At 39.4% G+C, this 25,348-nt stretch carries 30 protein-coding genes; 16 read left to right on the top strand and 14 right to left on the bottom strand.

What is annotated here, in order from left to right; all coding sequences use genetic code 11:
• Positions 1–19: 19 nt before the first annotated feature.
• Entirely contained in the window at positions 20–418 is a 399-nt protein-coding gene (locus QRD02_RS00315) for a DUF423 domain-containing protein (protein WP_290252896.1), read from the top strand.
• 70 nt (positions 419–488) lie between these two features.
• Complete coding sequence (gene pckA, locus QRD02_RS00310) at positions 489–2,090, top strand: phosphoenolpyruvate carboxykinase (ATP) (RefSeq protein ID WP_290252895.1); 1,602 nt, start codon at positions 489–491, stop codon at positions 2,088–2,090.
• A 74-nt stretch (positions 2,091–2,164) separates the two neighbouring features.
• Here the strand turns inward: pckA and QRD02_RS00305 are convergent, their stop codons facing one another.
• Positions 2,165–2,914, bottom strand: coding sequence for a uroporphyrinogen-III synthase (locus QRD02_RS00305; RefSeq protein WP_290252894.1), 750 nt, complete (start codon positions 2,912–2,914; stop codon positions 2,165–2,167).
• 32 nt (positions 2,915–2,946) lie between these two features.
• Positions 2,947–3,600: a DUF4271 domain-containing protein gene (locus QRD02_RS00300; protein WP_290252893.1), complete on the bottom strand. Its 654-nt coding sequence runs from the start codon at positions 3,598–3,600 to the stop codon at positions 2,947–2,949.
• Between the two features lie 115 nt (positions 3,601–3,715).
• Between QRD02_RS00300 and QRD02_RS00295 the strand changes: the two genes are divergently transcribed.
• The 3 genes from QRD02_RS00295 to QRD02_RS00285 all read left to right on the top strand — a co-directional run bounded on the left by QRD02_RS00295 (position 3,716) and on the right by QRD02_RS00285 (position 6,302).
• Positions 3,716–4,465 (top strand): polyprenol monophosphomannose synthase, encoded by a 750-nt coding sequence (locus tag QRD02_RS00295; protein WP_290252892.1) that lies wholly within the window; start codon positions 3,716–3,718, stop codon positions 4,463–4,465.
• Between the two features lie 65 nt (positions 4,466–4,530).
• Entirely contained in the window at positions 4,531–5,874 is a 1,344-nt protein-coding gene (locus tag QRD02_RS00290; RefSeq protein WP_290252891.1) for a dihydroorotase, read from the top strand.
• Complete coding sequence (locus QRD02_RS00285) at positions 5,871–6,302, top strand: DUF4296 domain-containing protein (RefSeq protein ID WP_290252889.1); 432 nt, start codon at positions 5,871–5,873, stop codon at positions 6,300–6,302. The genes QRD02_RS00290 and QRD02_RS00285 overlap by 4 nt, the downstream gene beginning before the upstream one ends.
• Here the strand turns inward: QRD02_RS00285 and QRD02_RS00280 are convergent.
• Positions 6,299–7,303, bottom strand: coding sequence for an NAD-dependent epimerase/dehydratase family protein (locus QRD02_RS00280; RefSeq protein ID WP_290252888.1), 1,005 nt, complete (start codon positions 7,301–7,303; stop codon positions 6,299–6,301). The two genes, QRD02_RS00285 and QRD02_RS00280, sit on opposite strands and share 4 nt — an antisense overlap.
• 144 nt (positions 7,304–7,447) lie before the next feature.
• On the opposite strand from QRD02_RS00280, the gene tyrS reads away from it, so the two are divergent.
• Entirely contained in the window at positions 7,448–8,746 is a 1,299-nt protein-coding gene (gene tyrS, locus QRD02_RS00275) for a tyrosine--tRNA ligase (RefSeq protein WP_290252887.1), read from the top strand.
• 168 nt (positions 8,747–8,914) lie between these two features.
• On the opposite strand, the gene QRD02_RS00270 is transcribed toward tyrS, so the two are convergent.
• Both QRD02_RS00270 and QRD02_RS00265 read right to left on the bottom strand, forming a co-directional pair.
• Positions 8,915–9,889, bottom strand: coding sequence for a long-chain-fatty-acid--protein ligase (locus QRD02_RS00270; RefSeq protein WP_290252886.1), 975 nt, complete (start codon positions 9,887–9,889; stop codon positions 8,915–8,917).
• A gap of 90 nt (positions 9,890–9,979) precedes the next feature.
• Positions 9,980–10,957, bottom strand: a complete 978-nt coding sequence (locus QRD02_RS00265; protein WP_290252885.1) for a T9SS type A sorting domain-containing protein — start codon at positions 10,955–10,957, stop codon at positions 9,980–9,982.
• A gap of 226 nt (positions 10,958–11,183) precedes the next feature.
• Here QRD02_RS00265 and QRD02_RS00260 point away from each other — a divergent pair, with 226 nt between their 5' ends.
• Both QRD02_RS00260 and QRD02_RS00255 read left to right on the top strand, forming a co-directional pair.
• Positions 11,184–11,864: a response regulator transcription factor gene (locus tag QRD02_RS00260; RefSeq protein WP_290252884.1), complete on the top strand. Its 681-nt coding sequence runs from the start codon at positions 11,184–11,186 to the stop codon at positions 11,862–11,864.
• A gap of 6 nt (positions 11,865–11,870) precedes the next feature.
• Complete coding sequence (locus QRD02_RS00255; protein WP_290252883.1) at positions 11,871–12,908, top strand: sensor histidine kinase; 1,038 nt, start codon at positions 11,871–11,873, stop codon at positions 12,906–12,908.
• Here the strand turns inward: QRD02_RS00255 and QRD02_RS00250 are convergent.
• The gene (locus QRD02_RS00250) at positions 12,882–13,949 is read right to left on the bottom strand and encodes a glycosyltransferase (RefSeq protein WP_290252882.1); all 1,068 of its coding nucleotides are present in this window, start codon (positions 13,947–13,949) and stop codon (positions 12,882–12,884) included. The genes QRD02_RS00255 and QRD02_RS00250 overlap by 27 nt on opposite strands.
• Before the next feature lie 64 nt (positions 13,950–14,013).
• On the opposite strand from QRD02_RS00250, the gene trmB reads away from it, so the two are divergent.
• The 7 genes from trmB (at position 14,014) to QRD02_RS00215 (ending at position 18,750) form a co-directional block, all read left to right on the top strand.
• Positions 14,014–14,688 carry a tRNA (guanosine(46)-N7)-methyltransferase TrmB gene (trmB, locus tag QRD02_RS00245; protein WP_290252881.1) on the top strand — a complete coding sequence of 225 codons (675 nt, stop codon included), beginning with the start codon at positions 14,014–14,016 and terminating at the stop codon, positions 14,686–14,688.
• A gap of 39 nt (positions 14,689–14,727) precedes the next feature.
• On the top strand, positions 14,728–15,354 hold the full coding sequence (locus QRD02_RS00240; RefSeq protein ID WP_290252880.1) for a LysE family translocator: 627 nt from the start codon (positions 14,728–14,730) through the stop codon (positions 15,352–15,354).
• Positions 15,355–15,356: 2 nt separating this feature from the next.
• Positions 15,357–15,683, top strand: coding sequence for an MGMT family protein (locus tag QRD02_RS00235; protein WP_290252879.1), 327 nt, complete (start codon positions 15,357–15,359; stop codon positions 15,681–15,683).
• 191 nt (positions 15,684–15,874) lie between these two features.
• Positions 15,875–17,014 carry an Mrp/NBP35 family ATP-binding protein gene (locus tag QRD02_RS00230; RefSeq protein ID WP_290252878.1) on the top strand — a complete coding sequence of 380 codons (1,140 nt, stop codon included), beginning with the start codon at positions 15,875–15,877 and terminating at the stop codon, positions 17,012–17,014.
• 1 nt (position 17,015) lies between these two features.
• Positions 17,016–17,258, top strand: coding sequence for a NifU family protein (locus QRD02_RS00225; RefSeq protein WP_290252877.1), 243 nt, complete (start codon positions 17,016–17,018; stop codon positions 17,256–17,258).
• Between the two features lie 68 nt (positions 17,259–17,326).
• Positions 17,327–18,379: an NAD(P)/FAD-dependent oxidoreductase gene (locus QRD02_RS00220; protein ID WP_290252876.1), complete on the top strand. Its 1,053-nt coding sequence runs from the start codon at positions 17,327–17,329 to the stop codon at positions 18,377–18,379.
• Positions 18,380–18,420: 41 nt separating this feature from the next.
• On the top strand, positions 18,421–18,750 hold the full coding sequence (locus QRD02_RS00215) for a 2Fe-2S iron-sulfur cluster-binding family protein (protein ID WP_290252875.1): 330 nt from the start codon (positions 18,421–18,423) through the stop codon (positions 18,748–18,750).
• On the opposite strand, the gene QRD02_RS00210 is transcribed toward QRD02_RS00215, so the two are convergent.
• The 8 genes from QRD02_RS00210 to QRD02_RS00175 form a co-directional block, all read right to left on the bottom strand.
• Positions 18,747–19,439, bottom strand: coding sequence for an SGNH/GDSL hydrolase family protein (locus QRD02_RS00210; RefSeq protein ID WP_290252874.1), 693 nt, complete (start codon positions 19,437–19,439; stop codon positions 18,747–18,749). The genes QRD02_RS00215 and QRD02_RS00210 overlap by 4 nt on opposite strands.
• Positions 19,440–19,475: 36 nt before the next feature.
• The gene (locus QRD02_RS00205; protein WP_290252873.1) at positions 19,476–20,372 is read right to left on the bottom strand and encodes a metallophosphoesterase; all 897 of its coding nucleotides are present in this window, start codon (positions 20,370–20,372) and stop codon (positions 19,476–19,478) included.
• A 95-nt stretch (positions 20,373–20,467) separates the two neighbouring features.
• Positions 20,468–21,646: an acyl-CoA dehydrogenase family protein gene (locus tag QRD02_RS00200; protein ID WP_290252872.1), complete on the bottom strand. Its 1,179-nt coding sequence runs from the start codon at positions 21,644–21,646 to the stop codon at positions 20,468–20,470.
• Positions 21,646–21,990: a HepT-like ribonuclease domain-containing protein gene (locus QRD02_RS00195; RefSeq protein ID WP_290252871.1), complete on the bottom strand. Its 345-nt coding sequence runs from the start codon at positions 21,988–21,990 to the stop codon at positions 21,646–21,648. The genes QRD02_RS00200 and QRD02_RS00195 overlap by 1 nt, the downstream gene beginning before the upstream one ends.
• Positions 21,980–22,282, bottom strand: a complete 303-nt coding sequence (locus QRD02_RS00190; protein ID WP_290252870.1) for a nucleotidyltransferase family protein — start codon at positions 22,280–22,282, stop codon at positions 21,980–21,982. Before QRD02_RS00190 ends, QRD02_RS00195 begins: the two co-directional genes overlap by 11 nt.
• Before the next feature lie 45 nt (positions 22,283–22,327).
• Positions 22,328–23,005 (bottom strand): tRNA1(Val) (adenine(37)-N6)-methyltransferase, encoded by a 678-nt coding sequence (locus QRD02_RS00185; RefSeq protein WP_290252869.1) that lies wholly within the window; start codon positions 23,003–23,005, stop codon positions 22,328–22,330.
• Between the two features lie 134 nt (positions 23,006–23,139).
• Entirely contained in the window at positions 23,140–23,664 is a 525-nt protein-coding gene (gene rimM / locus QRD02_RS00180) for a ribosome maturation factor RimM (RefSeq protein WP_290252868.1), read from the bottom strand.
• A gap of 11 nt (positions 23,665–23,675) precedes the next feature.
• Complete coding sequence (locus QRD02_RS00175) at positions 23,676–24,269, bottom strand: 30S ribosomal protein S16 (protein ID WP_290252867.1); 594 nt, start codon at positions 24,267–24,269, stop codon at positions 23,676–23,678.
• Positions 24,270–24,406: 137 nt separating this feature from the next.
• Between QRD02_RS00175 and QRD02_RS00170 the strand changes: the two genes are divergently transcribed.
• Entirely contained in the window at positions 24,407–25,201 is a 795-nt protein-coding gene (locus QRD02_RS00170; protein WP_290252866.1) for a DUF6252 domain-containing protein, read from the top strand.
• Positions 25,202–25,348 lie beyond the last annotated feature (147 nt).

Below are 25,348 nucleotides of genomic sequence, written 5' to 3'. Positions count from 1 at the left end.
CTAATTCCAATTTGTAAAAATGACAGTTTTCGATAAAAATATGGTTGTTATTGCTTCATTTCTGATTGCCGCAACCATAGCATTAGGGGCCTTTGGAGCTCATGGTTTAAAAAACATTGTGGACACTTCTGCCTTAGTGACTTTTGAAACGGGTGTGCGTTACCAAATGTACCATAGTTTAGCCCTTTTAGTGTTGGGATTGGCACCTTCAATCTCTGAACCCTTAAAAACAATCGTTTTCTGGTTTTTTATATTGGGAATTATTCTTTTTTCTGGTTCTATTTATCTTTTGGCATTGAATGGGATTTTGCCGTTCGACGCCGCAAAAATTGGTTTTATAACCCCCATTGGAGGGTTGATGTTTATCATCGGATGGATATGGTTTGGCTATAAAACCCTTACGTTAAAGAAGCGATAAATGTTTTTTTTATATTCTTCAATCTCTTTAAGATTTGCTACTTTTGTACACTACAAAATTTAAAAAAGGTATGGTCGCTAAAAACCAAGCTACAAATTCTATTTCGGTTGACGAATACGGAATTAAAAACGCAAAAGTTAAATATCAACTTACTTCTGAAGAACTCCACAACGAGACCTTAGAAAAGGGTCAAGGAAAAGAAGCCGCTAGCGGTGCTTTGGCAGTGAATACCGGAGAATTTACGGGACGATCCCCAAAGGACAGATTTATTGTAAAGGACGATGTGACCCGTGAAAAGGTTTGGTGGGGAAATGTGAACATACCCTTTCCTCCAGATATGTTTGAGAGGCTCTACAATAAAGTGACAGATTATCTTTCCGGCAAGGAAATATATGTACGCGACAGCTATGCCTGTGCGGATGAAAGATATAAATTGAATATACGCGTTATTACGGAAAATCCTTGGGCCAATATGTTTGCTCACAATATGTTTTTACGTCCCGACACTGATGAATTAGCCTCTTTTGATCCCGAATGGCTAATAATAAATGCACCCGGATTTATGGCAGATCCAGAAGTGGATGGTACCCGACAGCATAATTTTGCAATACTTAACTTTACCAAAAAAGTTGCGTTAATTGGCGGAACTGGATATACGGGTGAAATTAAAAAAGGGATTTTCTCTGCGCTTAATTTCATTCTTCCAGTTGACAAGAATACCATGCCCATGCACTGCTCGGCAAATGTTGGCGCAGATGGCGAAACCGCTATTTTCTTTGGATTATCCGGTACCGGAAAAACCACATTATCCGCGGACCCAGATCGAAAATTGATTGGTGATGATGAGCACGGATGGACTGAGGACAATAAAATTTTCAATTTTGAAGGTGGGTGTTATGCAAAGGTTATTAATCTTTCCGAAGAAAACGAGCCAGATATCTTCAATGCCATAAAACCGGGTGCAATACTTGAAAATGTGGTGATGAATGATGAAGGTAAAGTGGATTTTTCCAACACCTCCATTACTCAGAATACAAGGGTAAGCTATCCTATATACCACATAAACAATATTCAAATACCATCCATCGGGAGCAACCCGAAGAATATTTTCTTTTTAACTGCGGATGCTTTTGGTGTACTGCCACCCATTTCAAAATTAACACCAGGCCAGGCGGCATATCACTTTATTAGCGGATATACGGCCAAAGTTGCGGGAACGGAAGAAGGCATAAACGAGCCAACTCCCAATTTTTCTGCTTGTTTCGGCGCGCCATTTATGCCGCTCCATCCCACCGAATATGCCGAAATGTTGAGTAAAAAAATGAAGGATGCGGGAGTGAATGTTTGGTTGGTAAATACCGGTTGGACAGGAGGTCCATACGGAGTGGGAAACAGAATGAAGCTTAAATTTACCAGAGCTATGATTTCTGCCGCCTTGGACGGGGATTTGAAAGATGTAGAATTTGAGAAACATCCTATTTTTAATTTAATGATGCCCAAATCATGCCTGAACGTTCCATCCGAGTTGTTAAATCCGAAGGAGACTTGGAAAAATAAAAAAGCCTATGACATTCAAGCCAAGGAATTGGCAAATTCCTTCAAGGAAAATTTTGCAAAATTTGAAGCCTACGCGAATGACGAAATATTGTCGGGCGCCCCAGTTTCTGAATAATTTCTAGAGAAAGATTATATATAAAAAGGCTTGCCAATTTGGCAAGCCTTTTTTCTTGTGCAATTAATCAATAATTACTTTTTGTTGTTCACCTCTTTAATATATTTTTCCAAAGCCATTGTCATTGAGGGAGTTTCCGGCGTTGGTGCTTGAATATCCACTCGCAGACCTTCGTCCGTGGCGGCTTTCACAGTGGTGTTCCCGAATACTGCAATTCTCGTGTCATTTTGTTTAAAATCTGGAAAATTCTCAAAGAGCGATTGGATTCCGCTTGGGCTGAAAAAAACCAAAATATCGTAATAAACATCGCGTAAGTCGGAAAGATCACTAATTACGGTTTTATAAAAGGTGGCTTCCTTCCAATCTACTTTCAGTTCATTCAGAACCTCGGGCACTTCCGGTTTCAATTTGTCCGAGGTTGGCAACAGGAATTTTTCATTTTTATACTTTTTTATCAGCGGCGCCAGTTCTGAAAAAGTTCTCTTCCCAACATAAATCTTTCGTTTTCGGTACACCACATATTTTTGAAGGTAATAGGCTACGGCTTCGCTCAAACAAAAATATTTCATCGTGTCCGGCACCTTAAATCTAAGTTCTTCCGCAATGCGAAAATAATGGTCCACGGAGTTTCGGCTCGTTAAAATAATGGCCGAATATTGGGTAAGATCAACTTTTTGGGCACGAACGTCCTTGCCTGACACGCCTTCTACGTGAATGAAGGGACGAAAATCGATTTTCACCTTTTGTTTCTCGATCAAATCGAAATACGGGGAGTTTTCAATTTTAGGCTCGGGCTGGGAAACCAAAATAGTTTTCACTTTCATATATTTTCCTGATTTTTTATAATAATATCCAACTAGACAAACGCCTTGTAAAGGATAATATAGGGTGCAATTTCAAGTGCGCAAAGATACAAAATAAAATAGAAGAAATTAGTGAATATTAATTTTCCATTTTTCTTATAACTGTACAACAGTGCAATACCGTTGAGAGCGAGGGCGCCGCCTCCAAAAAGAAGGAGTGCAAGCGCCGTGGGAGGGACGGCATAAAGGAAAAGCAGGTTGCCAATAAAAAACAAAATACCCAGAAAATTTCGATAGCTAAGCTTTTGGTACAAATAATTATTGATAAGTGCGTCGATGGAAAAAATATTCCCCACAATTTTTTCGAAGGAAAATTTTATAAGAATGAAAAAGCTATAGCCCGAGCAAATTTGAACAAACAGCCATTCATTGGTTTCAACCTCGGAAGGATCGTAAACCTGAAACATCAAATAAATAAATATGGATACACAAACAATCTGTGCAACAAAAAGCATGAGGTTAAACGGATGGTTCAGCTCGTCGTTCTTACCGTGTACAAAAAAATATTGATTGGTGATGGGCAATAGAGAAAATTCGTGAAATCTTTTCGGATAAAAATACTTTGATAGTGCGAAAAGAATGAAACAGGCCAGTAGCAAATAGGTGGCCCAATCTGTTGCTACAATATGGTTTTCACTATATTCCACTCCTAATTTTTTTGGTAAAGGTACTGGAAAATAAAATTCCTTTTTGCCCCAGGAATTAGATTTTACTTCACATTTATTTATTCAAAAAAAGGTACATTTGCGCTAAAACAGCTGTATGTGCAAGGCGGTAGTTGTGGTGCCAACCTATAATGAAATTGAAAATATTGAGCGGCTACTGCGAACTGTTTTTTCATTACAGCGCGAATTTCACGTGCTAGTTGTAGATGACAACTCACCCGATGGCACGGCCCGAGCTGTGGAAGCAAACTTTAAAACCTACCCTAACCGGTTGTTTATTCTAAATCGCAAAGAAAAGGATGGCCTGGGATCTGCGTATATCGCGGGATTCAAATGGGCCCTCGAAAAAGAATATGATTATATTTTTGAAATGGATGCTGACTTTTCCCACAATCCAAATGATTTGATACGCCTGTTCAACGCCTGTCACAAGGATGGAAATGATATGGCTATTGGGTCCCGCTATGTGAAGGGTGTAAATGTGGTAAACTGGCCAATGAGCCGCGTTTTGATGTCGTGGTTGGCATCAAAATATGTTCGGTTAATTATGAGGCTCGATATTTATGACACTACCGCCGGGTTTATATGTTACAAAAGAAACGTATTGGAAAGAATAAACTTAAACAACATACGTTTTGTGGGCTACGCCTTTCAAATTGAAATGAAGTTCAAAACCCATTTAAGCAATTTCAAGATAAAGGAGGTCCCGGTAATCTTTACAGATCGCACAAAGGGAGAATCCAAGATGAGTTCCGGCATAATTTCCGAAGCGATTTTTGGAGTGATTGCAATGAAATTCAATAGTGTTTTCAACAGAAAAAATTTCAATAGAACCTCTTTTCATTAAATTTTGAAAAAGAAACATGCCCCAATAATATCCATAATTTTTAAAAGAAGAATTTAAATACAACAATGAAGTCAGTTTTAATAAAGAATGCCAATATTGTAAATGAAGGAGAAATAGTAAAAGGCGACGTGCTCGTGCAGGACGGTCGGATTGCTGAAATTTCTGAATCCATCAGCATGAAATCGGCTGAAACAAAAGTGATTGATGCGGACGGAAGCTATTTGTTACCGGGCATGATTGATGATCAAGTTCACTTTCGCGAGCCAGGACTAACTCATAAAGCCACCATTGAATCTGAATCAAAAGCTGCGGTTGCCGGTGGAATTACTTCTTTTATAGAAATGCCCAACACTGTGCCGCAAGCTACAACCATTGAATTGCTCGAAGAAAAATTCGCCATTGCCGCAAAAACCTCCTGGGCCAACTATTCTTTCATGTTTGGGGGCACCAACAATAACTTAGAGGAAATATTAAAAGTTGACCCACAAAAAGTGGCCGGACTAAAACTGTTTCTGGGATCTTCCACAGGCAATATGTTAGTGGACGATCCTAAAATTCTGGAGGAAATCTTTAGCAAAACCAAATTGCTCATTTCTGCTCATTGTGAAGATGAAGCTACTATCCAAGCCAATCTTGAAAAATACAGGGCTGAATATGGTGAAAATATTCCGGTGGAACTTCACCCAAAAATCCGCTCGGAAGAGGCGTGTTATATTTCCTCTTCGAAAGCGATTAAACTTGCCGAAAAAACTGGTGCGCGCCTTCATGTTTTTCATGTTTCCACGGAAAAGGAGACACATCTTTTCAGCAATAAAAAATCTCTTGCGGACAAGAAAATAACCGCAGAGGTCTGCATTCACCATTTGTGGTTTACCGATGAGGACTATAAAACCAAGGGCACCAAAATAAAATGGAATCCTGCGGTTAAAACTGAAAAGGACAGGAATGCCCTGCTGAAGGCGTTACTTGATGACCGAATTGACGTGATTGCTACTGACCATGCGCCACATACGTTGGAAGAAAAAAACAACAACTATCTTAATGCACCGTCCGGCGGGCCGTTGGTGCAGCATGCATTGGTAGCGTTGTTGGAAATGTACCATCGCGGGAAAATTTCTTTGGAAAAAATAGTGGAGAAAACCGCACACAATCCGGCAATCCTTTTTCAAATTAAAGAACGAGGGTATATCCGAAAAGGATATAAAGCAGATTTGGTTTTGGTGGATCTAAACTCTCCTTGGAGTGTTAAGAAGGAAAATTTACTGTACAAATGTGGATGGTCACCTTTTGAGGGAACCATATTTAAATCACGAGTTACGCATACTTTTGTCAATGGAATTTTGGTTTATGAAAATTCCAAATTTCCGAACAAAAGCAATCCCGAACGACTTACTTTTAACAGACCATGAGGCTCATAATTCCTTTAGTGTTTTCTATTTCGTTTTTGGTTGCTTGCCAAGATGTAAGGCAACCGGAAAAACCAAGAAATCTGATTCCGAAAGATAAAATGGCCGCGATACTGATGGAAACCTATTTAGACAATGCCGCGCGAAGTATTGACAACAAAACCATCACGAACAAAGGTGTGAAAATGGATTCTTTGGTATATGCCAAATTTGGGATCGATAGTTTGCAGTTTGCACAAAGCAACGCCTATTATGCCGCGGATGTAAATACTTATATGGAAATAATTCAAAAAGTGGAAACGCAACTTTCGGCGAAGCAGAAAAAAATGGACAGTATCTGGGAAAAGGAACGTCTAAAAAATGGCAATAATAATACCTCAATTGACGAAAATGGCGCGTCAATAATGCCTGCCAAAGATAGTTTACTTTAATTTTTTCTTTTTTCCTTTACAATTCTTTCTAAGGTTTGTTGGGTTGAAGTATAGTGGAAATTTATTGCATTCTTTATTTTATTTGAATCGTAGAGCGATATTGCGAACATTGATTTCACATTTGCTTTTATTATTTTTCTCTCGGTTTTGAAAATTAAATTGATAAGCCAATCCATCCCGCTCACAAAAAGCATAATTCTTTTCGATAATTTTATGGTTGGCGGTTTGTTGCCGAACAATTTGGCTAATTTAGAAAGTAAGGATTTATAGGTTATATTTTCGCCCACCAATATGAATTGTTCATTATGAATTTCGGAATCCATTAGTTGTACCATTGCCTTTGCCACATCTTGAACGTCAACAATTCCCATTGCCCCGAAAGGATAAAACGGAATTCCATTGGCCGCCAAAGATATAATAACGCCACTTCCCCCATCTTTTGGACCACTGCCCAAAATAACACCGGGATTCACTATAACAACTTTCAAGCCTTCCTGTGAGCCACGCCAGACCTCCATTTCAGCGGCATATTTGGTAATGGCATAAACGTTGTTTTTTTCATCCGGATTCCATGGGCTTTCCTCAGAAATCAACTGATCGTCTATATTGCTGCCTAAAGTAGCTACGGAACTAACATAACAAAGTTTTTCAACATCCTGCGTTAGGCAAAGGTTCACAATATTTGCGGTGCCTTCAACATTTATTTTTTTTAGAATTTTATATTTGGACGGATCGAAGGAAATTATTGCAGCACAATGATATACTTTTGAAATGTCCCTAAATGCCACTGATAACGCAGGAATATCTGTAATGCTGGCCTGAAACCATTCAATTTTGTTGAAAAGCGAATCTACTTCGGACGTGTAAAGTGCAAATACTTTTTTCACAGAAGTAATATCACTGTTTTCCCTATGGATTGCGCGCACCCGCTCGTTTTCCTTTACAAGGAAATACAACAAATGGGAACCCACCAAGCCAGTACCGCCGGTTACTAAAATCATTTGGCGAAAATACTCAAAATGAAATTGAATCCTTAATCCAATCGATGAGGAAAATCAACTTCTTTGCCTTGAATCTTTAAACCATAAGCCTATCTTTGCAGCGCTGTTCACCAAACCAGAATTAATTTAAAATATTTACAAAAAATGGAACTGAAAAATTTCATTGAAGAATTACAATGGCGTGGCATGATTCACGACGTAATGCCCGAAACCGAAGCGCACCTAATGGAAACCATGCGATCGGCATATGTGGGTTTTGATCCCACGGCAGATTCGTTGCATATAGGTAACTTGGTGCCTATAATGCTACTTTCCTTCTACCAGCGCTGTGGGCACAGACCGGTGGCTCTAGTGGGCGGTGCAACGGGAATGATTGGCGATCCTTCAGGAAAAGGCACGGAACGTAACTTGCTGGATGAGACTACGCTGCGCCACAATCAGGAATGTGTAAAAAATCAACTTTCACAATTTCTGGATTTCACTTCCGGAGCTGAAAACCAGGCTCTTTTGGTGAATAATTATGATTGGATGAAAGAATTTTCATTTTTGGATTTTATTCGAAATGTTGGCAAGCACATAACCGTGAACTATATGATGGCCAAGGATTCAGTAAAATCCCGACTTACCGGTGAAAGTGCCGATGGTCTTTCATTTACGGAATTTACCTATCAGTTAATTCAAGGTTACGATTTTCTTCACCTATATAGAAATCAAAATTGTACCCTTCAAATGGGCGGAAGTGACCAATGGGGCAATATAACCACAGGAACCGAACTCATTAGAAGAGTCGCTGGTGGAAAGGGTTACGCGCTAACATGTCCGTTAATTACAAAAAGTGATGGAAGTAAGTTCGGAAAAAGTGAAGGAGGTAATGTGTGGTTGGATGCCAATAGAACTTCTCCCTATAGATTTTATCAATATTGGGTGAACAGTAGTGATGATGATGCTGAAAAATATGTCAAGATTTTCACTTTTTTGGATAGGGAAACGATTGAGAATTTGATAGCGGAACACAAAAAGGCACCACATTTACGATTGCTTCAAAAACGATTGGCACAAGAGGTTACTACAACAGTTCATAGCACGGAGGATTTTGAAAAGGCTGTTAGAGCATCTGATATATTATTTGGCAATTCCACTTCGGAAGACCTGAAAACGTTGGATGATAAAACCTTTCTCGATGTGTTTGAAGGAGTTCCGCAGGCAGAAATTTCTAAAGCGGAAATTATTGAAGGGCTAGATATTATTGCAGCATTGGCCGAAAAAACTGGATTTTTAAAATCCAACGGTGAAGCTCGCCGCGCTTTAAAAGAAAATTCTATTGCCGTTAATAAAGAAAAGGTTTCTGAAAATTATACCGTTTCAGAAAAGGATTTGATCAACGGACAATTTGTGCTGTTACAGCGGGGCAGGAGGAATTACTTTGTTATAAAAGCTGTATAGCCACGTATTTTCCAAATAAAAAAAATCCCCTGCAAAAGTTGCACGGGGATTTTTCGATTAACTAACCAACCAAATTATGAAAAATCATCACTTTTTCACAATGGTTTGGTCGATGTATTTCCGAATACCTTACGCATTAATCTTGAAGTTTTTGTGTTAAACTTTTCCCTACAAAACCATAAGGTTGCATCCCCGAATATCGCTGGCGTCGAAACGGCCTAAAACTTCAAAATCGCCATTTGGAAAAACCTTCCCCAAATCCTGGGTGGCAATGAAAGCACAAGAATATAGATTGGCCAAATCAATAATATTCAAGCCGCCAGTTTTACCGATAGTAAACGTTCGCGCATCTTCCGTATCACGAACCAGAGCCTTCATCCATGGCGGACAAGAAAAAATTCCGTTGCCCGTTGAATAGGCTTGGGAGAGTAATTCGGTCATTCCATATTCGCTATGGATTTCTTGCACACCGAATCCTTTTTTTAAGATTTCGTGCATTTCTTTTTTAATCATTTCCTTACGTCTTCCTTTCATTCCGCCGGTTTCCATAACTATCGTATTCTTGAGGCAGAATTGGTTCTTTTCAATCAAATCCAACAAGGCATACGAGACGCCTATTAAAATGGTTTTTTGACCATTACTTTCCAAATTGTGCAATTTTTCGATTAGCGCCTGCGTGTTGTTTAAATAAAATCCGCTTTCGGGATTGCTGCTTTTTGCGATCAGACTTTCCACCATATAAATCAGGGAAGATCCTTCGCGTTCCAAATAGGAAGGAAGCAACGCCAAGATGGCATAATCTGAAGGATTTCCGTACTGTTTTTGGAAGGCTGAAAGAAAACTTTTTTCATATATCCTTATATCGGCAACATAGTGATTGCTCGTGTTGCTCCCCGTAGTTCCACTGCTTTTAAAAATGTATTGCGCAGCTAATTTTTCGGAAATTATTTTTTTGTTCTTGAAAAACTGAATTGGTAAGAATGGAATTTTTTCAATGTTTTTAACTGCGGAAATTTCAATGCCTAAAAGTTCGCAAAAGGTTCGATAAACCGCAACATTTTCATATTGAAAACGGAACACCTCCAAGGCAAGATGTTCGAATTCTGCAGGAGTGTTTATCTCAAAAACTTGCTTTTCCAGCATATTTTTCAATATTTAAAATTTCCTTCAAAAATAATTAAATAAAAAAGCTCCTGCCGAAACAGGAGCCTTTAATAAATATATAATATCAAATTACTTCACAACCAATTTTTTGGTAGCTGAAGTTTTTCCTTGTTCAATTTTTAAGATATAAACTCCGCTATTTAAAGCTGAAATATCCAATTTATCGCCATTCAAAGTAGTTTTTACAACTTGTTTTCCAAGAACGTCAAAAATTGAGATGTTCTTTGCGCCGCTCACTTTTGATGAAATATTCACATAACCTTTTATAGCAGGGTTTGGATAAACTGCAAATTGATCAGCAGAAAACTCATTTACGCCAATTGCGCCTAAAAACTCAATATTGTCGAACCAAAAAGATTCCGCACTTGCGTTCGTTCTGCCTTCAATAACCAATTGAACCGTGCTTCCCGCAGAAAGGTTTACCATTGCGTTCTGCCACTGTAGTTGATATTCTCCAGATCCTGCATCAAAAGGCACCAAGTCATCAAGGTCCGTTCCTGTTGAATTGAAAAGGTCGATTTCAGTACTGTTTGTAAGGTCTCTCACATAAATACGCAACCTGTCGGAGCCCGATTCGTTAACGGTTCCATCCCCTTCATAATTTCCGTTGGCTGGAGTGTCATTAATAGACAATAAAAAATCGATGGATACAGCAGGTGAAGAAACTCCGGTTAAGTCCACCTGATCGAAAGTTAGGATCATATTTCCGTCAATATCGTTCATTTGGTATCCTTTGGAGCCGTCCGTAAACATAACTGTCGGTGAAGGTGTGAAATCTGTAACGCCCACAAAATCTCCATCGGTCAAACCTACATCGGGAGTGTCATAAGGAGTATAAGTTGCGTTAAAGCCCAATTCGCCGCCAGTAGAGGTAAAATCTACAATTGGTTCGCCAGCGTTGTTCACCAAATCATGAGCTACATTGGGATCGCCCACGTCGGTATATTTTCCGGAAAGCGCCTCTGGCTCCTCGAAACTGGTTCCCGCAACTTGGGCAAAAGAAACGGCACCACATAAAAGGGCCGCAAATAAAGTAATTTTTTTCATCAGTAATTGTTTAATAATTGTTCTGCAAAGATATATAAATGTTTGGGTTATAAAAAAGTGATGCCAATGTTTAATGTTAGATTAATGATAAATTTTGGAGTTCTTTTTTTATAAAAATTATGTATGTTATTAAAACGTTATGCCACAGTTAACAATAAGTGTGCTAAACTTTTCGGTTGTTAAATAATAGTATCTTTGAACACATAAAAGGGTTTTTAATTTTTATATGAAGAAAAAAGAAATAACAATTTTGTTGGTCGATGACGAACCGGATATTTTAGAAATTGTCCGTTATAATCTCACCTCTGAAGGATATCAAGTGGCCACTGCCGAAAATGGAATGGAAGCTATAACCAAAGCCGAAAGGATTCGGCCACAGCTTATCATTATGGATGTAATGATGCCCGAAATGGACGGGATTGAAGCTTGTGAGAAAATCCGCAATATCCCCGAGCTTTCAGAAACCGTCATTACTTTTTTAACTGCCCGTGGCGAGGATTATTCCCAAATGGCCGGTTTTGAAGCGGGTGCAGATGATTATATCACGAAACCTATTAAACCAAAAGTGCTGGTCAGCAAGGTAAAGGCGCTATTGCGAAGATTTAAGGAAGAAGAGGAAGATGAAAATATAAAACTTGGCAACTTAACAATTAACCGCGAAGAATATAAAATTTTGCTAGGCAAAGATGAAATTTTGCTTCCGCGAAAGGAATTTGAGCTTTTGGCACTGCTCGCTTCCAAGCCCGGAAAAGTTTTTAAACGCGAAGATATTCTAGAAAACATTTGGGGTAATGACGTGGTAGTGGGCGGCAGAACCATTGACGTGCATATCCGTAAACTTCGCGAGAAAATTGGCGATAACAAATTTAAGACCGTGAAAGGGGTGGGGTATAAATTCGTTGTTTAAAATAGAATGAAACTTCCCAAGAAATATAATTTTGCGGCCACCACCGCGCTGTTCATATCCACAAGCGCTTCTTTGGCAATGGGCGTATTTTTATATTTTTTGCAAACAACCTCTTTCGTGTATTTACTTCTTTTCTTCATTGCCTTGTTTTTGCTCACGTTTTTTATTCTGCAATATAGGGTCGAGAAATTCATTTATTTACGAATAAAAAAAATCTACAAAGATGTTCGCATTCTCAGTGAAAAGGATTTTGCGCAACCCTCTGTAACGACAGATATGGAGGTGCTCACCCGTGAAGTTGAGAACTACGTGAATGTAAAAAAGCTTGAAATTGAAACCCTGAATGTTCGCGAAAATTACCGAAAGGAATTTATGGGAAATATTTCGCATGAGCTCAAAACTCCGCTATTCACGGTTCAGAGCTACATTTTGACCCTCTTGGATGGCGCCATGAAAGATAAAAAAGTAAGAAAAGAGTATCTTCGAAGAGCAAGTAAGGGTGTTGAAAGGCTTACATATATTGTGAAAGAACTGGATATGATTGCAAAGTTGGAAGGTGGCGGCCTGGTGCTAAACAAAGAAAATTTCAATATCCTGGAATTGATTCAGAATATATTCGATTTATTGGAGATGAAAGCCGCCAAAAAGAATATTTCATTAGTCTTTGACAGGGAATATTTGGAAGAAATTACTGTGCGCGCGGATCGTGAAAGAATAGAGCAGGTGATCACCAACTTGATCGTTAATTCCCTGAAATATGGAAAACAGGACGGAACAACTGAAATTGGCATTGAGGAGATACTCAAAAATAAGGTTCTCATTCGTGTGACCGATAATGGGGAAGGAATTTTAAAAGAAAACATGCCACGGATTTTTGAGCGCTTCTATCGGGTGGACAAGAGCGGATCCCGAAAGGAGGGCGGAAGCGGTTTGGGTCTTTCCATTGTTAAGCATATTGTAGAGGCCCACAATCAGAAAATTTACGTTGAAAGCCAATTTGGTATTGGCTCTGAATTTTCATTTACCTTGGAAAAGGGAAAATAATTCCGGGAAATTCACGGGTTCAACGGCTATATTTTCCAACCCACTAAAAACCGAGATTCTCTTCAATTTTTTCAATTTAAATTTTTGCTGTTTGCAGGACGGGACAATTCCAAGATTTTTTAAACGCTTTGCCAAATATTCCTGTTCATATTGTCCAGGAGTGGGAATGAAAAAAACCTTTTTTTCAAGTGATGCTAAATCCATAATTGTCGTGTAGCCCGATCGGGAAATAACCGTCTCACTTTTGTTCAAGGCTTCTTCAAGTGATTCGGTGGTCAAAAAATTTACTATCTCTATATTTTCGAAATAATGGGTTTTTTGCTCCTTCTCTACTATTCCCTGAACCATCAGCACTCTTTGGCGGCTTTTGCAAAGGGTTTGTTTGAGCATTTCTTCAAAAAGAGATCGTTGCGGTTCTGGCCCGGATATTAATGCCAAAATATCGATGGATTTTGGAATTTCCCTTTTTTTCATTCGGTTTAGGATACCTATATATTTAATTGGAAATGACTCGTGGGTTAAATGACCTAATTTTCCACTTAAGTTTAGGACCACGTTTTCAGTATCCGGCACCCAACAAACATCAAATTTTTTGATAAACCATTGATTTATTTTGCTGCTTAAATACGTAGTGCTTCCCGAAAGAACATTAAGTTGATGCGTTATAAAAACCGAAGGTACCCTTTTGCTTCGAACCCCAAACCGGTTATCGCTGATAATTCCTTGGATTTTTCCTTCGGCAACTAGCTTTTGGACAATTCGTTTCTCGGAAAGGATCGTATTGAAAATTGTAAAAAGGTTGGTGAACAATTTCCATTTAAATAAATGTTTGTTTTTCGAATATGTGATGTTGTATGACGGTAATTCCACATATTCCAATTGGGGGAATTCTTTTTGAAGTAGCAGCAGCGCCGCCCCATCGGAGGCCAAAATAACCTCAAAGCCAGATTCCCGCAATGCTGAAATAATTGGAATGCACCGGGTTGCATGGCCTAATCCCCAATGCAATGGCGCAACCAGGATGGTTTTCTTTTTGGTCATAAAACAAATGTAGCAATAATTGCAGCGGGAGTATATTTCCTTAATTTTACCGAAAATTAAAATTTTGGGAAGTAAAAATAAATTGAGACGCTTTAGGGAAAATGAAACTTTTTCCAATGTTGTTCAGCCCTCGCGCGATGAAATTTTAAACAATGCGGTGGAATTGAAAGGAAATTGGCGCAAAGAATTCTTCAAAAACAACAATCCGTTGGTTTTGGAACTGGGCTGCGGCAAGGGCGAATATTCGGTAAATCTTGCAAAGGCCTATCCTGAAACTAATTTTTTGGGTATTGACATTAAAGGCGCAAGATTTTGGCGTGGCGCAAAAATTGCTTTGAAAGAGAAGCTAGAAAATGTCGGATTCTTACGCACCCAAATTGAACTTGTGGACCATCTTTTCGAAGAAAATGAAGTGGACGAAATCTGGATCACCTTCCCCGACCCCCAAATAAAATACAAGCGCACCAAGCACCGATTGACCAATCAGGATTTTCTTAAAAAGTATAAAAAGATATTAAAACCGGAAGGGTATATCCACCTCAAAACCGATAGTGAGTTTATGCACGGCTATACCCTCGGGCTGTTGCATGGCCTAGGCGAAATTGTTGAATATGCGCATCACGATGTCTATGGAAGTGAAGGCGCGCCGGAAGCCGTGACCAATATCCAAACCTATTATGAACAGCAATATCTGCAGATTGGAAAGAAGATAACTTACATTCGGTTTAAATTTCATTAAAGAGAATTCAGTATATTCACAGAAACATACACCCACAAAATGTCAGTTTTTTACAATTTACTTATCGGGTTTTTAGGTGCTTTTATTGGCGTCCTTCCTCCGGGACTAATAAATATGTATGCCGCAAAAATAAGTATGAAAGAAGGTAGAAAAAGAGGCTTTCTTTTTTCGATGGGCGTTTGCATCACAGTAATGCTCCAAACCTATATTGCGCTTTTACTCGCCCGCTACATTGGGCAACATCCCGATGTGGTGAGCATGCTTCAGAAAGTTGCTTTGGGCATTTTTATAAGTCTCACAATATACTTTTTATTGATTGCAAAGGATACGCGCAGGGAAATCCCCGATCACACTGAAAATTCCAAACGGAACCGTTTTTTTTTGGGAATTTTTATTGCTGTTCTTAACATTCTCCCCATCCCATATTGGATTTATCTCAGCATTACATTTGCCGCCTTTGGTGCGTTTACATTTGCGCAACCGGAATTGTGGTTGGCTGTCATAGCTTCCGGAATTGGCACTTATGCGAGCCTAGCCTTATATGTTCAATTTTTTAGACCCAAGGAACATTCACGCAAGCTTAGCTTAAACATGAACTATGTGATTGGCTTTGTTACTGCGGCCATTTCTGTTATTACCTTATTGAAAATTTTAAGGAAGTTATAACCATGGCTAACGAAGGTTTTTTTCAACAGGTATATAAGGTTGCGGCGCAGATTCCTTTCGGAAAAGTTACCTCCTACGGCGCTATAGCCAATTATTTGGGTGCCAAAGGAAGCGCGCGAATGGTGGGGTGGGCTATGAATGGTTGCTCAAAAAGTGAAATACCCGCCCATCGTGTCGTAAATCGGAATGGTTTGCTTACCGGTAAACATCATTTCCAAGGTACAAACTTAATGCAACAGCTTTTGGAAAACGAAGGAATTGAAGTGGTTAACAACCAAATCCAAAATTTTGAGAAGCATTTTTGGGACCCGATGAATGAGCTTTTATAAAGAGAATAAGTTTCAAGTTCCAATTCAATCTTCGCCTATAATTTTTGAATTTTTAATTTCCTCATTTTTTGAAATATTTTTGAGTAAAAGCAAATATTTTCAACCAAACATACTACTTACTGAATACTGACTGCTGCATACTTTTTTACTATATTTGCACTTTAGAATCAATCTAAATATTATACTTAAAAATGAGCATTTCAAAACAAGAAATTCTTTCAGCACTTAAAACTATTACGGTTTCCGGTGAAGGAAGAAATATGGTAGAGAGCGGTGCGGTTCAAAATGTTGTTACGTTCGCTGATGAAATTATTGTGGATTTGAAACTTTCCACGCCAGCACTTCACATAAAGAAAAGGGTCGAGGCAGATGTTATAAAAACCATTCATGAAAAAGTGGATCCCAATGCAAAAGTGCAAGTAAATATTAAAGTGGAAGCTCCCGCAAAACCACAAAACCCAAATTTAATTAAAGGAAAACCAATTCCCGGAATTCAAAATATAATTGCTGTTGCCTCCGGAAAAGGAGGCGTCGGGAAATCTACTGTTACGGCAAATTTGGCGGTATCCCTATCAAAAATGGGATTCAAAGTCGGTATTTTGGATGCCGATATTTACGGGCCATCAATCCCGATTATGTTTGATGTGGCGATGGAAAAGCCGCTTTCGGTAAACTTTGGAGGCAAAAGTAAAATGAAACCCATTGAAAATTATGGCATTAAAATCCTTTCCATTGGATTTTTCACCCAGCCGGACCAGGCCGTAATTTGGCGAGGCCCGATGGCTGCCAAAGCTTTAAATCAATTAATATTTGATGCAGCCTGGGGCGAATTGGATTTTATGTTGATCGATCTTCCGCCCGGAACCGGGGATATCCATTTGAGTATTATGCAATCGTTGCCAATTACTGGTGCCGTTGTAGTTAGTACGCCACAAAATGTTGCCTTGGCGGATGCTCGTAAAGGGGTAGCGATGTTTAGACAAGAAAATATTGATGTTCCCGTGTTGGGTATTATAGAGAATATGGCCTATTTCACGCCGGCCGAACTTCCGGAAAACAGATATTACATATTTGGAAAAGAGGGCGCTAAACATTTAGCGGAAGATTTGGAAGTGCCATTTTTAGGCGAGGTGCCATTGGTGCAAAGCATTCGTGAAGCGGGCGATGCGGGAAGACCGGCTGCATTACAGACGGCAACCCAAATTGAGGAAGCATTTGAAACAATTACAAGAAATGTGGTGGAAGAAACGGTACGACGAAATGAAAATCTCCCGCCCACCGAAGCTATAAAAATTACAACAATGGCAGGTTGCAGCGCCGTAAAAAAATAATATGACTACACCGGAACTTATAATAAAAGTGGAGGAGGCCTTAGAAGAAATTCGTCCTTTTCTTCAGAATGATGGAGGAGATATCGCTTTGGTCTCGATCGTAGATGAAAAAATTGTGAATGTACAGCTCAAAGGAGCTTGCGTTGGTTGTTCCATTAACCAAATGACGTTGAAGAGCGGTGTGGAAATGACCATCAAAAAATACGCTCCACAAATTGAAAGGGTGGTCAGCATTTCCCAATAAGTGCAATCGTCATTCCTTATGTCAATCTCCACCCAAATTTTTGAACTTAAAAAAAGAGAAATTTTCTCATGATTAAAACAGATATTCTCATTATTGGTGCGGGTCCCACAGGGCTTTTCGCTGTTTTTGAGGCAGGATTATTGAAATTGAAATGTCATTTAATTGATGCGCTTCCGCAACCTGGTGGGCAGTGTGCGGAAATATATCCCAAAAAACCTATATACGATATCCCGGCATTTCCCGAAATTCTTGCGGGCGATTTGGTAAACAATCTCATGAAGCAGATTGAGCCTTTCCAACCAGGCTTTACATTGGGCGAACGTGCCGATACAATTGAAAAATTAAACGATGGTTCCTTTATTGTAACCACGGACAAAGGCACAAAACACCACGCCCCAATAGTAGCAATTGCAGGCGGTTTGGGAAGTTTTGAACCCCGAAAACCACCCATTACAAATCTTTCGGACTTTGAGGACAAGGGTGTGGAATATATCATTCGCGATCCGGAATTATATCGAAACAAAAATGTGGTTATTTCCGGAGGTGGCGATTCGGCATTGGATTGGAGTATTTTCCTTACGAATGTTGCAAAAAGTGTGACGCTAATTCACAGAAGAAATGAATTCCGCGGCGCTTTGGATAGTGTTGAAAAAGTTCAGGAACTGAAAAACATCGGTAAAATTGAATTGATTACGCCGGCCGAAGTCGTGGGTCTTGTTGGAAGAAATCAACTTGAGGAAGTTGTCATTAAACAGGGCGCAGAAGTTTTCAATAGGGAATGCGAGCATTTTATTCCATTGTTCGGTTTAGCGCCAAAACTTGGCCCGATCGCCGATTGGGGACTTGAAATTGAAAAAAATGCAATTAAGGTTGATAATACTTTGGATTATCAAACCAATATTCCCGGAATTTACGCCATTGGGGATGTGAACACCTATCCCGGAAAATTGAAGTTGATTCTTTGCGGTTTTCACGAGGCAACTTTAATGTGCCAAAGCGCGTTCCAACGTATTTTTCCGGAGAAAAGATATGTAATGAAATATACCACCGTTGGCGGCGTGGAAGGCTTTGACGGAAGTAAAAAAGAGGCGCCAAAAGCAGTTGTAAAATCAATTGATTAAAAGCGCCATCAACTCATAAACCTTTCAACTCATAATACTTTATGAACGACATCAAAATAAAAATCATTGATCGTGAAGGCGTCATCCACGAGGTTGACGCTCCAACGGATATGAATATGAATTTGATGGAAATTGTCCGGTCATACGAGTTGGCACCCGAAGGAACCATTGGTATTTGCGGCGGAATGGCGATGTGCGCCTCTTGTCAATGTTACATTTTAAGCAATCACGAACTTCCCAAAATGAGCTATGACGAAGATTTGATGCTTTCCGAAGCATTTAATGTAAAAGAAAACAGTAGGCTTGGTTGTCAAATTTTTATAAAGGAAGAACTTAACGGTTTGGAAGTTGAGCTCGCCCCCGAAGTTTAACGGAGAATTTCCGCAGCCTTTTGGAATATATTTTCAACAAATTTTTTATAAGCTTCCGCAGAAGGATGCAAACCATCAGAAGCAACCAATTTTGGGTTTTCCAAACCTTGTTGCGTTATCGGGGTAATGTTTTCAAAATGGACGTTTTTTTCTTTTGAAATCCTTTCCGCAAAAGCATTATATCGTTTTAATTCCGAAGTAATCTTTTCACCTTTCCCAGATTTTTGTCCGAAAGGGGTAAAGGCATAGTCCGGAATGGAAAGCACGATAACATTTTCATTTTTTCCTTTGGCGAAAGCAATGGCCATATCCAGTAATTTGGGGAATTCCTCTTCGTAAACCGAAAACGATTTTCCTTGGTATTGGTTGTTTACGCCAATGAGCAGCGTAACCAAATCATAATCTTTTGGAGGATTTTCAGCAGCAATCGCACCCAACAAATCTGTGGTTGTCCAACCTGTTTTGGCAATTATTTTTACGGATGTTTTTGCCTTTAAAACATTGTTTAAGCTATCCGTAAGCTGTTTTGGATAATTACAATGGCCACAAACACTTTCGCCAATGGTATAACTGTCGCCGAGAGCAAGATATTTCTGGGTTATATTTTCTGCAATGACCTCGGGTTTTGAAATTCCGCAGGATAGGGATGTCAATGTTAATAGCAGGAGTAATAGTTTTCCGTTTATCATTATTGGTAAAGATTTAAAGATTTACGCTGAAAAATATCATTCGGTTTTATAATCGATTAATTTCTGTGGGCCTTCCAACAATACGCGGCCTACTTTTAGAATGCCATCCTCGGTGGTGGAAATATGCCATTTTATTAATGAAATCTCTCCTTTCTCAATTTCTAAACCGGTGATGCTTCGCGGATGTACGCAGCTTCCATCGTTAAAAAAGGCAATTTCTCCCGGCTCCGGAAATCGGGGTCGATGCGTGTGGCCGGTAATGGTGAAAATGTTTTTGTTTTCAACTATCCAGCGTTTGGTTCGTCTTTCGACTTTTATTAATTCTTTGTAATTTTTTGCGGGGCTCGTGGGATCCCCGATTCCAAAAATCTGAAGTTGCCGCCACAGTGCCCTCACCATAAACCTGTTGAATTTCCAACCTACGTAATTCATCCAATCCGCCTGGTGGCCGTGCATCATAAAGATTTCCTGCCCTGTTGTTTCGTGCTCCAGAATTAATCCTTCAGTAAATTTAATTCCGGGGAAAAGTGGCGCTTCCTTATTGGTTATTTTATCGAAATAGGTGAAAAGATTTTTCTCAACAAAATTTTGATTCAAATAAACCATATCGTGATTCCCCACTACCCGCAACAATCTGTTTTCAGCGTAAAAAAGTTTCATCAACGCATACACATTTTGGTGAGCCTCAAAAATATCCTTAAAAAAAAGATTCTCCCAAAGTTCATCGCCGTCTCCCACTTCGCAATACGTAAATCCGTTTTTATAGTAATCCTGCAACGCGTGAAAGTAAATGTTGCGGTTGTTCGCAAAATCATCGGCAAAACTGTTGTCGCCACGATGGCAATCGCTGAATATTATAAACTTTGAATCATCGTTAAAGGTAACGCGGCGAGCGGCATTATAGGCACGGGACATTCGGGTTCGCGAGGACATTATTCAATTATTTGCTGAAAGATACAATTTGCATCAGAAACAAAAAAAGGCTTCAAATTAGTGAAGCCTTTTTAAATTATTAAACATTTTCTAATTTACTGAATAGCGTTCAGCCCAGTAATATCAAGTCCGGTAATCAATAAATGAATGTCGTGCGTGCCTTCGTAAGTAATCACGCTTTCAAGATTCATGCTGTGGCGCATAATGCTGTATTCGCCTGTAATTCCCATTCCGCCTAATATTTGCCGTGCTTCGCGGGCAATGTTTATCGCCATTTCAACATTGTTTCTTTTTGCCATGGAAATCTGGGCGGAAGTTGCCTTTCCCTCATTTCTTAAAACTCCCAAACGCCAAGTAAGCAATTGCGCTTTCGTGATTTCAGTAATCATTTCGGCCAATTTTTTCTGCTGAAGTTGGAATTGCCCAATCGGTTTTCCGAATTGAATCCGTTCTTTTGAATAACGAAGCGCGGTGTCGTAACAATCCATCGCGGCACCAATTACGCCCCAAGCAATTCCATAACGGGCGGAATCCAAACAGCCAAGCGGCGCACCCAACCCAGATTTATTTGGAAGTAAATTTTCCTTCGGCACTTTTACATTATCAAAAATAAGCTCGCCGGTTGCCGAAGCACGTAGCGACCATTTATTGTGTGTTTCCGGTGTGGAAAAACCTTCCATTCCTCGTTCTACAATCAAGCCATGGATTCTACCTTCCTCGTTTTTCGCCCAAACTACCGCCACTTGCGCAAAAGGCGCGTTGCTTATCCACATTTTGGCGCCATTCAAAAGATAGTGGTCGCCTTTGTCTTTAAAGTTGGTGGTCATTCCGCCCGGATTACTGCCGTGGTCCGGCTCTGTCAATCCGAAACAGCCCATCCATTCGCCGGATGCCAGCTTCGGTAAATATTTTTTACGCTGTTCCTCATTGCCATATTTCCAAATGGGGTACATCACCAATGAAGACTGAACCGAAGCCGTACTGCGAACACCGCTATCGCCGCGCTCAATTTCCTGCATAATCAAACCGTAAGAAATTTGGTCAAGTCCAGCACCTCCATATTCCTCGGGAATATACGGGCCAAAAGCGCCAATTTCGGCAAGGCCTTTAATAATTTGGTTTGGAAATTCTGCCTTTTGTGCGTATTCTTCTATAATGGGAGATACGTCGCGCTTCACCCAATCGCGGGCTGCTTGGCGCACCAATTTATGTTCATCGGAAAGTAATTCGTCAAGATTATAATAATCTGGGGCTTCGAATAGGTCTGGTTTCATTATTTTTTAGATTCGTTTAAATATAGTTTGACTTCCTTCTTTAAATCGGGAAGATATTGCGTAATTATACTCCAAATCAAATCATCCGAAATAAAATCATAATTATGGATAATTATGTTTCGTGTGCCAATAATTTTACGGGAATTGGTAAGTTTAAAATCGGGTTCTTTTTTTAATATTCGGTTAACAGCTTCTCCAATAATTTCGAGGTTTCTTTCAACGGCACGTTTGGTTTTTTGATCCTTTTGATATTGTTCCAAAGATTTTTCTTTCTCAAAATAACTTTCAATTTCCTCAATGGATTGGAGAATGTCGAACATCCAAGTTTTCAGTTCAATATCCATAAACCAATGTTTTGGTACTTTCAATCTCTTTTTTCAAGTATGGATTACGAAGTGCTTTTCGTTCAATCAAATCAACTTTTCTATTTAAAAGGGTTTCCAAAGAAAATTTTAAATCGAAATAATTATCGGCATAATTATCCAAATCTATTTTGGAAAAATCCACCAAAAAATCAATGTCGCTATTTTGGTTAAATGAAGATTTCGTGACCGAACCGAAAACAAAAAGTGAAACGACCTTATGTTTTTCACATAGCCCTATAATTTTTTCCCGATATTTTTCTATGACTTTCATAGCTGGATAATAGCCTACAAAAATAGGAATAGAATGGTGAAAGACCTACATTTTCAAGTAAAAATCCTGCACCAGATTTTTGTATTCTTCGGTGTAATTATGGCGGGAAATCTCAATGGTAAGGTTTTCAATTTTAGGTGAAATTTTTTTAAAGGAAAACTCCAGCATACTTCGTTTTTCTTCTGCCTGCCCGCCGTGGCGGGAAGTTTCAGTGCCGCGAACCCTGCAAATCCTCCTTGGAAAAAGGTTTACTTCCGAAGCCATTTTGATGAAATTTTCCTCTTCCTTCCGAGGAATGATTACCGCAAAAATACCTTCGTCCGAAAGTAATTGCGAAGCACTTTCAATCAATTCATCAAACGGAAGCGCGTCGCTAAAACGTGCAATGTCTCGAGATTCATTTGGTGTTTTATAATCTTCGGAATAAAATGGCGGGTTTGAAATGATGAGGTCATACTTATCCTCAATTTCCTCCACAAATTCCTCGAGCGAAGCGTGATAACAAAAAAGCCGATCACCCCAAGGCGAATTTTCAAAATTATCGACACATTGTTCATATGCGTTTTCGTCAATTTCAAGAGCGTCAATCAATTCGGCATGGGAGCGTTGCGCCCATTGTAGCGCAATAATCCCTGTGCCAGCGCCAATATCCAAAATAGAAAAAGGATTATTTTTTATCGAAACCCAGGCGCCGAGCAAAACCCCGTCGGTGCCAATTTTCATTGCGCAACGGTCTTGTTCAACTGTGAATTGTTTGAATTTAAAAGGCTCCAAAGGATTTTAGATTAACGATTGCTGATTTAAGATTTTTGAACCTTTGATTTTGGAATTTGTGATTTTATTTTTGGGATTTTTTTTCAAAGATACATTTCAATCAAACCCTCCGGCACGTTTAGTAAAATTGCCTTCGCCTCGCGGTCTACTTTTTTAATAAAATGGTCAATAATGGGAATTAATATCTGTTTTCCGTCGCGGTCAATTTCAAATAAGGCTTGTGAGGTAGTGTCATTCACGCCGGTAATTTTTCCGATGTCGCCAAAAGTTTCATCAATGGCGGTAAAACCGATGACTTCGTGATAGTAGAATTTATTGCCGGATAACTTCGGAAGAAATTCCAAAGGCAGATATAAATGTGCACCGATGAGGGCATCAGCCTCGGCTTCATTTTGAACATCTTCAAAACGCACGCGTAGCAATTCGCTTTTGTGAAGTGAGCTTTCCTCAATAAAAAATGGAATCAAGTTTTTGCGTTGTTCCACAAAAACCGATTCCATTCCAGTAAAAAGTTCGGGTTCGTCTGTATCAAGTTTTATGAGCAGCTCTCCCTTGAAGCTGTATTTCCTAACGATTTTGCCTAAGTAGAAGCAATTCTCCTTTTGCATCGTTGTGAAATTTATGCTTCTTTTTCTTTTTCGTTTGTCTCTTCAGCGGGAGCCTCTGCAGTTGCAGTTTCTTCCCCAGCAGTTTCCTCTGTTGCAGTTTCAGCAGCTTCGGTTTCAACTTCAGCTTCCTCATTTGCTTCTTCAACAGGAGCATTTGCAGCGGCGGCATCAGCAGCACGCTTGTCGCTCACGGCTTTTTCGGCAGCAAGTTTTTCAGCTTTTTCTTTTTCCTTAGCTTCAGAAAGGCTTGCTTTCTTGTGGTCGATAGATCCAGATTTTTGCTCTAACCATTCGTTGAATTTTGCCTCAGCTTGCTCTTCCGTCAAAGCACCTTTACGAACGCCACCAGCAAGGTGATTTTTCATTAAAGCTCCTTTGTAAGAAAGAATTGCGCGAGCAGTATCTGTAGGCTGAGCTCCGTTTTGAAGCCATTTTACAGCACTGTCCACATCAAGGTCAATCTGCGCAGGGTTAGTTGTTGGATTGTAAAAGCCTATTTTTTCAAGGAATTTACCATCTCTTTTTGCACGGCTGTCTGCCGCGATGATCCAGAAATAAGGCTTCCCTTTCTTTCCGTGTCTTTGTAGTCTGATTTTTACAGGCATGTTTTGAATTAATTTTTGGGGTTCCCGACCCCGGTTATAATTAAGGACGGCAAAGATAGTATTTTTTCTTTTTGGAATTCAATCGATTAAAGTTTTTATTTTACATTTGTCAAAATCCCATAAAAATCCATTTGTCCATGAAAAATTTTCTGTTCGTTCTATTTGCCGCTATCTCAATAATTTCTTGTGAAGACATAGAATCCAATGATGTTGCCTTACAAGCCAATGTAGATAACAATCTTTACCGTTCGAACGATGCGCGTGCGGCCTTAAATGAAGATGGAAGCCTTACTATTCAAGGTTTTACGGATGAAGAATCAATGACGTTGCACGTGTCGCGCCTGTCCGAAGGAAATTTTACCATAGCCGAAGGACTTCCGAATTTTGCAATTTTTGAGGATGTGGGCGGAAGCATTTACACCACCCGACCCAATGGAGAAGGCGTAATCACAATATCAGAAGTTAATGAAGCCAACAAAACGCTATCGGGAACTTTTAGGTTTAATGCCTTTCTTCCGGGAATCGACACAATTTATGTTTCAAAAGGCGCTTTGCATAATGTTTCATATACAGGTGGCGAAATAACAGACCCAACAAATGCGGGATTATTTACTGCCAAGGTTGATGGCAATCCATTTCTTCCAATTATTGTCACTTCCCGCAATACCGGCAATACCATTATAACGTCCGGGAGTACTGCAAACGCTTCTATTGTAATTTCTGTTACCGCAAATGTTGAACCGGGAGAATACAGTTTGCCCCGCGGTGGTTTTGCTGCGAAATTTCAAGGGGTGAATGGACCCGAGCCGACCGCTAGTGGTATTGTGAAAATTATAGAACATGATACTTCCGAAATGAGAATCAAGGGTACATTTTCTTTTATAACCAACAGAACAGAGATTACTGAAGGACAGTTTGATGTGGCTTATTGATTCATAATATAGCGTAAACTTTTTTCTGTTGAATCTGAAATGGTTCGTTTAAATTCGGAATGTAGAAGAAAAATAATCATTCATTTCATAATTTTTAAATTGCAAAAATGCTGATTTAGAAATCTTGAAATTGGTCTTTTTTTTGTG

Origin of the sequence: Aequorivita aurantiaca (genome assembly GCF_030410135.1) — a bacterium.
In the GTDB taxonomy this organism is placed as follows: domain Bacteria; phylum Bacteroidota; class Bacteroidia; order Flavobacteriales; family Flavobacteriaceae; genus Aequorivita; species Aequorivita aurantiaca.
This window is presented reverse-complemented; position numbering and strand designations above follow the sequence as displayed.

What these genes read in the sequence shown, in the direction of transcription:
- QRD02_RS00315 (WP_290252896.1), top strand. Translation starts at nt 20, where the DNA reads ATGACAGTTTTCGATAAAAATATGGTTGTTATTGCTTCATTTCTGATT.
- pckA (WP_290252895.1), top strand. Translation starts at nt 489, where the DNA reads ATGGTCGCTAAAAACCAAGCTACAAATTCTATTTCGGTTGACGAATAC.
- QRD02_RS00305 (WP_290252894.1), bottom strand. Translation starts at nt 2,914, where the DNA reads ATGAAAGTGAAAACTATTTTGGTTTCCCAGCCCGAGCCTAAAATTGAA.
- QRD02_RS00295 (WP_290252892.1), top strand. Translation starts at nt 3,716, where the DNA reads ATGTGCAAGGCGGTAGTTGTGGTGCCAACCTATAATGAAATTGAAAAT.
- QRD02_RS00290 (WP_290252891.1), top strand. Translation starts at nt 4,531, where the DNA reads ATGAAGTCAGTTTTAATAAAGAATGCCAATATTGTAAATGAAGGAGAA.
- QRD02_RS00285 (WP_290252889.1), top strand. Translation starts at nt 5,871, where the DNA reads ATGAGGCTCATAATTCCTTTAGTGTTTTCTATTTCGTTTTTGGTTGCT.
- QRD02_RS00280 (WP_290252888.1), bottom strand. Translation starts at nt 7,303, where the DNA reads ATGATTTTAGTAACCGGCGGTACTGGCTTGGTGGGTTCCCATTTGTTG.
- tyrS (WP_290252887.1), top strand. Translation starts at nt 7,448, where the DNA reads ATGGAACTGAAAAATTTCATTGAAGAATTACAATGGCGTGGCATGATT.
- QRD02_RS00270 (WP_290252886.1), bottom strand. Translation starts at nt 9,889, where the DNA reads ATGCTGGAAAAGCAAGTTTTTGAGATAAACACTCCTGCAGAATTCGAA.
- QRD02_RS00265 (WP_290252885.1), bottom strand. Translation starts at nt 10,957, where the DNA reads ATGAAAAAAATTACTTTATTTGCGGCCCTTTTATGTGGTGCCGTTTCT.
- QRD02_RS00260 (WP_290252884.1), top strand. Translation starts at nt 11,184, where the DNA reads ATGAAGAAAAAAGAAATAACAATTTTGTTGGTCGATGACGAACCGGAT.
- QRD02_RS00255 (WP_290252883.1), top strand. Translation starts at nt 11,871, where the DNA reads ATGAAACTTCCCAAGAAATATAATTTTGCGGCCACCACCGCGCTGTTC.
- QRD02_RS00250 (WP_290252882.1), bottom strand. Translation starts at nt 13,949, where the DNA reads ATGACCAAAAAGAAAACCATCCTGGTTGCGCCATTGCATTGGGGATTA.
- QRD02_RS00240 (WP_290252880.1), top strand. Translation starts at nt 14,728, where the DNA reads ATGTCAGTTTTTTACAATTTACTTATCGGGTTTTTAGGTGCTTTTATT.
- QRD02_RS00235 (WP_290252879.1), top strand. Translation starts at nt 15,357, where the DNA reads ATGGCTAACGAAGGTTTTTTTCAACAGGTATATAAGGTTGCGGCGCAG.
- QRD02_RS00230 (WP_290252878.1), top strand. Translation starts at nt 15,875, where the DNA reads ATGAGCATTTCAAAACAAGAAATTCTTTCAGCACTTAAAACTATTACG.
- QRD02_RS00225 (WP_290252877.1), top strand. Translation starts at nt 17,016, where the DNA reads ATGACTACACCGGAACTTATAATAAAAGTGGAGGAGGCCTTAGAAGAA.
- QRD02_RS00220 (WP_290252876.1), top strand. Translation starts at nt 17,327, where the DNA reads ATGATTAAAACAGATATTCTCATTATTGGTGCGGGTCCCACAGGGCTT.
- QRD02_RS00215 (WP_290252875.1), top strand. Translation starts at nt 18,421, where the DNA reads ATGAACGACATCAAAATAAAAATCATTGATCGTGAAGGCGTCATCCAC.
- QRD02_RS00210 (WP_290252874.1), bottom strand. Translation starts at nt 19,439, where the DNA reads ATGATAAACGGAAAACTATTACTCCTGCTATTAACATTGACATCCCTA.
- QRD02_RS00205 (WP_290252873.1), bottom strand. Translation starts at nt 20,372, where the DNA reads ATGTCCTCGCGAACCCGAATGTCCCGTGCCTATAATGCCGCTCGCCGC.
- QRD02_RS00200 (WP_290252872.1), bottom strand. Translation starts at nt 21,646, where the DNA reads ATGAAACCAGACCTATTCGAAGCCCCAGATTATTATAATCTTGACGAA.
- QRD02_RS00195 (WP_290252871.1), bottom strand. Translation starts at nt 21,990, where the DNA reads ATGGATATTGAACTGAAAACTTGGATGTTCGACATTCTCCAATCCATT.
- QRD02_RS00190 (WP_290252870.1), bottom strand. Translation starts at nt 22,282, where the DNA reads ATGAAAGTCATAGAAAAATATCGGGAAAAAATTATAGGGCTATGTGAA.
- QRD02_RS00185 (WP_290252869.1), bottom strand. Translation starts at nt 23,005, where the DNA reads ATGAAAATTGGCACCGACGGGGTTTTGCTCGGCGCCTGGGTTTCGATA.
- rimM (WP_290252868.1), bottom strand. Translation starts at nt 23,664, where the DNA reads ATGCAAAAGGAGAATTGCTTCTACTTAGGCAAAATCGTTAGGAAATAC.
- QRD02_RS00175 (WP_290252867.1), bottom strand. Translation starts at nt 24,269, where the DNA reads ATGCCTGTAAAAATCAGACTACAAAGACACGGAAAGAAAGGGAAGCCT.
- QRD02_RS00170 (WP_290252866.1), top strand. Translation starts at nt 24,407, where the DNA reads ATGAAAAATTTTCTGTTCGTTCTATTTGCCGCTATCTCAATAATTTCT.